Raw genomic sequence first — 7650 nt, 5'->3', positions numbered from 1 at the left:
GTGTGAAGACGCAATGAACCGAAAGTTCGACGCTCACAAAACACCACGATCTATCACATACCCAATTTGCTGAAGCGAGGCCAGCTGGCCACGACTCAGTACCCGAATTTCTTGACGACCATAGAGCATTGGAACCACCTGATCCCATCCCGAACTCAGCAGTGAAACGATGCATCGCCGATGGTAGTGTGGGGTTTCCCCATGTGAGAGTAGGTCATCGTCAAGATTAAATTCCGAAACCCCAATTGCGAAAGCAGTTGGGGTTTTGTTTTGGGCGCTCGAAAAGCACGCCAACTTCCAAAGCCTGCACAGTGCTCCATTGAAACCTTTTGTACAGATACCCGAATACCAGTCGAACCTTGCGTGTTATCAAGGTTCACAGGTGGTGCGCCGTGTATTTATCTCCACGGTTATGTACCTCACAGACACCCGCGTAGCGTCTGAGCTGTGAAACAAAATAATCGCCGGGAACAGGCCTGTCGCCTGTCCGGATTCAACCGCCCCGGACTATCATGCTGATAGCCCTACCCCTCACCGCAAGGAGCCGCTCGGAACGCCGATGCGCCAGATCTGGAAATCTTTTCGAGCCCTTTATTTCGCCTCTTTGATGATGCTGATCGGCTCCGGCCTGCTTAGTACTTATCTGGCTTTGCGTCTGGCAGCAGACAACGTCGACAGCCTATGGGTCGGTGCGCTGATGGCCGCCAACTATTTTGGCTTGGTGCTGGGCGGTAAGCTCGGACACCGCCTCATCGCCCGGGTCGGGCATATTCGCGCCTACGCCACCTGCGCAGGCATCGTCGGTGCAGCGGTGCTGGGTCACGGTTTGATTGATTGGCTACCAGCCTGGATTGTGCTGCGGATGATCGTGGGCTTGGGGATGATGTGCCAGTACATGGTCATCGAGAGTTGGCTCAACGAGCAGGCGGATGCCAAGCAGCGCGGTGTAGTGTTCAGCGGCTACATGATTGCGTCCTACCTTGGGTTGGTGCTGGGCCAACTGATCCTGGTCATGCATCCCCATCTTGGGCTTGAGCTGTTGATGCTCGTGGCGTTGTGCTTTGCCCTGTGCCTGGTCCCGGTGGCAATGACTCGACGCATTCACCCGGCCCCACTGCACCCGGCTCCGATGGAGCCGCGCTTCTTTATCAAGCGCGTGCCGCAATCGCTCAGCACCGTGTTGGGCGCTGGGTTGATCGTCGGTTCGTTCTACGGCTTGGCGCCGCTCTACGCCTCTCAGCAGGGCCTGACGACCGAGCAGGTCGGCCTGTTCATGGGTAGCTGCATTTTTGCTGGATTGGTCGTGCAGTGGCCACTGGGCTGGTTGTCGGACCGCTATGACCGCGCGCTGCTGATTCGCTGCTTTGCCTTGTGCCTGGCGATAACGGCCTTACCGTTGGCCATCATGACGCAGGTACCGCTGGAGGTGTTGTTCGTGGCGGGCTTCTTCTGTTCGCTGGTGCAGTTCTGCCTTTACCCCTTGGCGGTGGCCTTTTCCAACGACCATGTGGAAGGCGATCGCCGGGTGTCACTGACGGCCATGTTGCTCGTTACCTACGGGATCGGCGCCAGCGTGGGGCCGCTGTTGGCCGGTGTGGTGATGAAGCTATTCGGCAGCCAGATGCTCTACGCGTTTTTCAGCCTGTGTGCGCTGATCCTGGTGTGGCGCATTCGACCCAAGGCGGTAACCAACCTGCATCAGGTCGACGACGCACCACTGCATCACGTGGCGATGCCCGACAGCATGTCCAGTTCGCCTTTGGTGGCTGCCCTTGACCCGCGGGTGGATGAGCAGGTGGTGCAGGAGCAGATGCAAGTCACTGTTCCTGACCCAGAGCCCGTCCCTGATACCGAGGAGCCAACGAGCGAAGAACCGCACGAGCCACCAGACCCGGACGAACATCCCCATGACTTAAGCAGGGCGCGCCCCTGAACGAAAAAACGGGCAGATCCCATCAGGATCTGCCCGTTTTTTTATCTCAGCGTCTAACGCTTAAAGATCGTCGTCTTTATCGAAGCGCCGAGCTTCTCGCTGCAATTGGTAGACAAAGCGTTCCACTTGTCGCTGCACCAAACCACTCATGTTGTGAAAGCGCACGCCGGCAAAGGTGGTGTTGATCTTGTCTTCGAAGTGCAGATAGCGCAGTTCCACGGAAGTGGTCATGCTGCCGAAGGGCAGGGCAGCAATAAAGCGATCATAGACCTGGCCCAACTGCAGACGTTCGGAGATATCGCCTTCAAAGCGCAATTTGCAGCCGGTTGCCGAGATATCCAACAGCTTACCGCTGACAGGGGCCTTGAGCTTCTCGCCACCTAACTGAATATCCACCAATTGCGCGAGTTTCAGTGCGGCGCGGAAGGCATTGCGTCGTTGATGGTAAACCACTTCGCCGGGCAGGTTGCCGCTGTAGATGCGGTGGCCGCCTTTCTCGCTGATGGTCAAGGTGCCGTTGCTTTCCCAGGCAACCCGCACGCCCTCATGGAAGCCTTCGATACGGAAGGCTTCGCCATTCTCAAGATAGCGTTCACCGTCGCGGGGAATCATTTCGTCCAGTACCAGCGTCTTGCTGTCCCGGTCGATGTCCACCAGGTAGCTCTGGAAGCGCTGGCTACGTTCGTGGAAAGTGATGATCAGCGGGTCATGGCTTTCTTGCAGCATCCGCAACGTGCTGGCGATTTCCAGAGGCGTGGTGAGCACCTTGGGTGGCTGCGGTGCATCTTCCGCATTAAGGGCGTTGAACACGGTTCTTCCATCTCCAGGCAAAATACGACTACACGCAAGAACCGGCATTTTGCCAGTATGTAGCGCGCCTTGGATAGGTCGCGCTGTAAACCGGCGTCAGGCTTGGCTGCGGGTGCTTGGTTTGATCAGGCGTGAGGTGGAGCCTTGGGCGTTATACAGGGCCGGAGGTTCTCCGCCGTGCAATATGCGCAACTGATTGGCGGTGGTGGCTTGCTGAAGCTGGATCGACTGACCGTTGAGCAGGTTGGCTTCCTGGCACTGGGCGAGCAAATGATTGAGTTCTTTGCTTTGTGCCAGCAGTTGATCGCCGACTGAGGAGTGGCTGGCCAGTTGTGCCAGGCCATCATGATCGGCGGGCAGGCCCAGGCTGATCAGAATCTCGCTGCGTTTCTTGCCGTGCTGTTCGAGCAAGACAATCAGGGACTGTTTGCGCGCCAGGATTTCTTCCAGCAAGGGCATATCCCGGCCGTACAAGGCCAGGGATTCTTCCTTGAGCAGCTCGAGCAATTGTTGCGTCGGCGCCAGATCATCAATGATCAGTTGGAGCAAATGTTCGTCGTGGTGCATGGCTGGCCTTGGGTTTTAAGCGTCCAAAAGCCCTGCGCAGGCTTTTGCCTAGCGCTCGGCTTCGAAGTTGAGCAGCTTGCTGGCTACACGGTTGCTGTCGACTTTATAGCTGCCATCGGCGATAGCCTGTTTCAACTCGGCCACGCGGGCTTTATTGACGACGGGTTGATCGCGCAGCGAGTCAGTGACCTTCTGCAACTGTTGAGCCTCATTGCTCAGGTGTACCGATTCCCCACTCTGGCTGGCGGCGGCCTGTTCTGCTTTGGCAGGCAAGGGCTGCGGCTTGGCCTCTACGCTGTCCTTGGTACCGCCGGTGCGCGTATTGCCGGGCAAAGCCGGGGCGTTATTCAAACGACTGAAATCAATGACCATGTTGAAAAACCTCTGGGTATTTGGACGCTTGCCATGTTTTCGGCCATACCCGGGCAAACTTTAGGCTCGATTGACAATAAACCTGTACGGCTCAATATCCAGCACACAGTGTAGGAAAAGCTGGCATTTGATTCCAGTCATCTATAGCGCCACCTCGACCTGGCCTGGTGCCGTGACCCGCGCCTTGATCACGCGATTGGAGTTGAGGTTCTTGACGCGGATCTGTTCGCTCATGCCGCCATTTGACAGCGCCTCGCCCGGCATCCTGACGTTCAGGCCGCCGCTGCTGGCGGAAATTACCACTTGGTCACCCTTGCGAATCACCTCGGCCTGTTCCAGATGAACCAGCGTGAGGACTTGGTCGGTGACCACTGGCCGGGTGAGTTTCTGCCCGATGGCCTGGTCCAGCGACGTCAGGTAGCCCTGGTTGATCAAGCTGATATCCCGCTCGCGCAACGCCACGTCGTCGTAGCCGATGATACCCGTGCGCTTCAATGGTCGCGCCACTACCACCACATCGCGATACAGCTTGACCTGAGCTGGTACGAAAACCGTCCAGGGCGAGGCGCCCTCACAGCGTACCTTTACGGTCACACGGCCGATGGGCTGGGCGGGGCTTTCCAAAGTGGCTGTCAATTCCTTGTCGCACATTGGCATGCGCAAGCGAGGGTCCAACTGGTTGACCTGAATTTCATAACGCCCCGGCGTCTGGGTAGTCGCCAGATAATCTTCTACAGTGAACTCAAGAAAGCCTTGGGTGACGCCGATAAGTAGATCAGGCAGGGTGACGTTGTCGGCACGGGCCGTGACGCCCAGGCCCGAGACAAGCAGTGCCATCGCGGCGCAGAGCAGTCTACGGTAGCGTGAGCGGCCAGGGTGTCGGGAAACTGTCGTTTTAATATCCATACTCAGTAAATAGCAAAGCTCGTGCCGTTTAGTGTTGGGTACGCGTCGTACCCCTAGGATTTAGGAGTCTGGGCATGGCAGGTGTAATGGATTCAGTAAACCAGCGCACACAGCTGGTAGGGCAGAATCGCCTGGAGTTGTTGCTTTTTCGCCTGGATGGCAAACAGTTGTATGGCATCAACGTGTTTAAAGTGCGTGAAGTGCTGCAATGTCCCAAGTTGACGATCATGCCCAAGTCCAGTCCGGTGGTGTGTGGCGTGGCCAACATCCGGGGCGCGACCATTCCGATTCTTGACCTGGCCATGGCCACGGGGGCCGCGGGTTTGCAGGACCGCCAGAACCCTTTCGTGATCATCACCGAGTACAACACCAAGACCCAGGGTTTCCTGGTGCGCTCGGTGGAGCGCATCGTCAATATGAACTGGGAAGAGATCCATCCGCCGCCCAAGGGCACGGGGCGCGATCACTACCTGACGGCGGTGACGCGGGTCGATAACCAGTTGGTGGAAATCATCGACGTGGAGAAGATCCTCGCCGAAGTGGCCCCCACCTCGGAAACCATCTCCGTCGGGGTGGTGGATGCCGAAACGGCACACAAGGCGGTTTCGCTACGGGTGTTGACCGTGGACGACTCTTCTGTGGCGCGCAAGCAGGTCACGCGTTGCCTGCAAACGGTCGGGGTTGAGGTGGTAGCCCTCAATGATGGTCGCCAGGCCTTGGATTACCTGCGCAAGCTGGCAGATGACGGCAAGAGGCCTGAAGAAGAATTCTTGATGATGATCTCTGACATCGAGATGCCGGAAATGGATGGCTACACGCTCACGGCCGAAATACGTAACGATCCACGCATGCAAAAGTTGCATATCATCCTGCATACTTCGTTGTCGGGGGTATTCAATCAGGCAATGGTCAAGAAGGTCGGTGCGGATGACTTTCTGGCCAAGTTCCGTCCTGATGACCTCGCATCCCGGGTAGTCGACCGGATCAAGGCAGCAGATCACGGCTAGGGGATTTCCCCCGGCGGTCACACGATTTAAGAGGCGGCATCATTGTCTACGGGTAATTTGGATTTCGAACAGTTCCGGGTCTTCCTGGAAAAAGCCTGTGGCATATTGCTCGGTGAAAACAAGCAGTACCTGGTATCCAGCCGTCTCAACAAGCTGATGGAACAGCAGGGCATCAAGTCCCTGGGTGAGTTGGTCCAGCGGATCCAGGGGCAGCCGCGCAGTGGGCTCAAGGAAATGGTGGTCGATGCCATGACCACCAACGAAACCTTATGGTTTCGCGATACCTATCCCTTTGAAGTGCTCAAGAACAAAGTGTTGCCTGAAGCCATCAAGGCCAGCCCGGGCCAGCGCCTGCGTATCTGGTCGGCGGCCTGTTCTTCGGGGCAGGAGCCGTACTCGATCTCGATGTCCATCGATGAGTTCGAGCGGACCAACATGGGCCAGTTGAAAGCCGGTGCGCAAATTGTGGCCACGGACCTGTCCGGCACCATGCTCACCAACTGCAAGACCGGTGAGTACGACAGCCTGGCCCTGGGCCGAGGTTTGTCCCAGGAACGCCTGCAACGCTACTTCGACCCCAAAGGGGCAGGGCGTTGGGCGATCAAGGCGCCGATCAAGAACCGCGTCGAATTTCGCTCGTTCAACCTGCTCGACAGCTACGCCAGCCTAGGCAAGTTCGACATGGTGTTCTGCCGCAACGTGCTGATCTATTTCTCGGCTGAAGTGAAGAAAGACATTCTGTTGCGCATCCACGGCACCCTCAAGCGCGGAGGTTATCTGTTCCTCGGTGCTTCCGAGGCGCTCAATGGGCTGCCGGATCACTTCCAGATGGTGCAATGCAGCCCGGGGATCATCTACCAGGCCAAGTAGCCTGGGTGTATGCAATAAAACTGTGGGAGCCGGGCTTGCCCGCGATAGCGTTTTGTCAGTCGACGAATAGGTCGGCAGGCACTCCGCCATCGCAGGCAAGCCAGCTCCCACATTTGTTTTCTCGGCAAGCTGGCGTAAAGCGGCAACTGCCCATTGCCGCTTTACTGGCACTACGCGGAAATCGCTTGCCGCTTTTCTGGCATAGTCGCCGGCAACTTCCCTCGAAACCCTTTATATACGGGGCTTTCGCAAGTTTGGCATACACCTTGCTATAACCCTGCTAACGAACAGCAGGTCAGCCTAAAGGTTTCCGCCATGAGCATCAGCTTCGATAAAGCGCTCGGTATCCACGAACAAGCCCTGGGCTTCCGCGCCCAGCGTGCCGAAGTCCTGGCCAACAACATCGCCAACGCCGACACCCCGAACTACAAGGCTCGGGACCTGGACTTCTCCGCCGTGCTCGCCGCACAACAGGACAAGACCAAGAACGGTACCTTCGCCTTGAACATGACCAATAGCCGTCATATCGAAGCGCAAGGCCTGGGCAATGGTGACGAGTCGCTGCTGTATCGCACGCCGATGCAGCCGTCGATCGACCAGAACACCGTTGACGCCCAGCTGGAGCAATCGAACTACGCCGAAAACTCGGTGAACTTCCAGGCCAGCTTCACCCTGCTCAACAGCAAATTCAAAGGGCTGATGTCAGCCCTGCGCGGAGAGTAAGCCATGTCCCTGTCCAGTGTTTTCAATATTGCCGGCAGTGGCATGAGCGCGCAGACCACGCGTTTGAACACCGTCGCCAGTAACATCGCCAACGCCGAGACCGTCTCCTCGAGCATTGACCAGACCTATCGCGCCCGCCATCCGGTGTTTGCCACCATGTTCCAGGGTGGTCAGGCAAACGGCAGCGATTCGTTGTTCCAGAACCAGGACGCCGCCGGCTCCGGCGTGCAGGTGTTGGGCGTGGTCGAAGACCAGAGCAACCTGGAGGCCCGTTACGAGCCCAACCATCCTGCCGCGAACGAAAAGGGTTACGTCTATTACCCCAACGTCAACGTGGTCGAGGAAATGGCTGACATGATTTCCGCCAGCCGCTCGTTCCAGACCAACGCGGAAATGATGAACACCGCCAAAACCATGATGCAGAAGGTCCTGACCCTGGGTCAGTGATAAGGGGCGCCAAAT

9 protein-coding genes and 1 rRNA gene are annotated in these 7650 nt (G+C 57.4%); 6 read left to right on the top strand and 4 right to left on the bottom strand.

The features are described 5' to 3' along the window. Positions 1-110: 110 nt before the first annotated feature. Together rrf and AC07S6_RS02500 are read left to right on the top strand one after the other, a co-directional pair. Positions 111-226 (top strand): 5S ribosomal RNA (gene rrf / locus AC07S6_RS02505). Positions 227-559: 333 nt separating this feature from the next. Beyond that, positions 560-1933, top strand: coding sequence for an MFS transporter (locus AC07S6_RS02500; protein WP_014719586.1), 1374 nt, complete (start codon positions 560-562; stop codon positions 1931-1933). Between the two features lie 60 nt (positions 1934-1993). Here the strand turns inward: AC07S6_RS02500 and AC07S6_RS02495 are convergent, their stop codons facing one another. From AC07S6_RS02495 to flgA, 4 genes are all read right to left on the bottom strand, one after another. Continuing rightward, entirely contained in the window at positions 1994-2743 is a 750-nt protein-coding gene (locus AC07S6_RS02495) for a flagellar brake protein (RefSeq protein ID WP_495111593.1), read from the bottom strand. Positions 2744-2839: 96 nt separating this feature from the next. After that, positions 2840-3310, bottom strand: a complete 471-nt coding sequence (locus tag AC07S6_RS02490) for a flagella synthesis protein FlgN (protein WP_034128459.1) — start codon at positions 3308-3310, stop codon at positions 2840-2842. Positions 3311-3358: 48 nt separating this feature from the next. Continuing rightward, the gene (flgM, locus tag AC07S6_RS02485) at positions 3359-3682 is read right to left on the bottom strand and encodes a flagellar biosynthesis anti-sigma factor FlgM (RefSeq protein WP_034128458.1); all 324 of its coding nucleotides are present in this window, start codon (positions 3680-3682) and stop codon (positions 3359-3361) included. Between the two features lie 141 nt (positions 3683-3823). Continuing rightward, complete coding sequence (gene flgA, locus AC07S6_RS02480) at positions 3824-4588, bottom strand: flagellar basal body P-ring formation chaperone FlgA (protein WP_054897919.1); 765 nt, start codon at positions 4586-4588, stop codon at positions 3824-3826. A gap of 74 nt (positions 4589-4662) precedes the next feature. Here flgA and AC07S6_RS02475 point away from each other — a divergent pair, with 74 nt between their 5' ends. The 4 genes from AC07S6_RS02475 to flgC all read left to right on the top strand — a co-directional run bounded on the left by AC07S6_RS02475 (position 4663) and on the right by flgC (position 7635). Continuing rightward, a complete protein-coding gene (locus AC07S6_RS02475; RefSeq protein WP_495111592.1) occupies positions 4663-5595 on the top strand; it encodes a chemotaxis protein CheV in 933 nt (310 codons plus the stop codon). 42 nt (positions 5596-5637) lie between these two features. Further along, the gene (gene cheR / locus AC07S6_RS02470) at positions 5638-6465 is read left to right on the top strand and encodes a protein-glutamate O-methyltransferase CheR (RefSeq protein ID WP_014719581.1); all 828 of its coding nucleotides are present in this window, start codon (positions 5638-5640) and stop codon (positions 6463-6465) included. Between the two features lie 315 nt (positions 6466-6780). Further along, positions 6781-7188 (top strand): flagellar basal body rod protein FlgB, encoded by a 408-nt coding sequence (gene flgB / locus AC07S6_RS02465; RefSeq protein ID WP_034120825.1) that lies wholly within the window; start codon positions 6781-6783, stop codon positions 7186-7188. Positions 7189-7191: 3 nt separating this feature from the next. Then, positions 7192-7635 (top strand): flagellar basal body rod protein FlgC, encoded by a 444-nt coding sequence (gene flgC / locus AC07S6_RS02460; protein ID WP_014719580.1) that lies wholly within the window; start codon positions 7192-7194, stop codon positions 7633-7635. The last annotated feature ends 15 nt before the right edge of the window (positions 7636-7650 follow it).

This window comes from Pseudomonas sp. GW821-FHT07B01 (assembly GCF_059419065.1).
The sequence above is the reverse complement of the archived record's forward strand: the minus strand, read 5'-3'. Positions and strand labels throughout refer to the sequence as shown.

Bases quoted from the DNA above. Each gene is read 5' to 3' on its own strand.
- AC07S6_RS02500 (WP_014719586.1), top strand. From the start codon at position 560: ATGCGCCAGATCTGGAAATCTTTTCGAGCCCTTTATTTCGCCTCTTTG.
- AC07S6_RS02490 (WP_034128459.1), bottom strand. From the start codon at position 3,310: ATGCACCACGACGAACATTTGCTCCAACTGATCATTGATGATCTGGCG.
- flgM (WP_034128458.1), bottom strand. From the start codon at position 3,682: ATGGTCATTGATTTCAGTCGTTTGAATAACGCCCCGGCTTTGCCCGGC.
- flgA (WP_054897919.1), bottom strand. From the start codon at position 4,588: ATGGATATTAAAACGACAGTTTCCCGACACCCTGGCCGCTCACGCTAC.
- AC07S6_RS02475 (WP_495111592.1), top strand. From the start codon at position 4,663: ATGGCAGGTGTAATGGATTCAGTAAACCAGCGCACACAGCTGGTAGGG.
- flgB (WP_034120825.1), top strand. From the start codon at position 6,781: ATGAGCATCAGCTTCGATAAAGCGCTCGGTATCCACGAACAAGCCCTG.
- flgC (WP_014719580.1), top strand. From the start codon at position 7,192: ATGTCCCTGTCCAGTGTTTTCAATATTGCCGGCAGTGGCATGAGCGCG.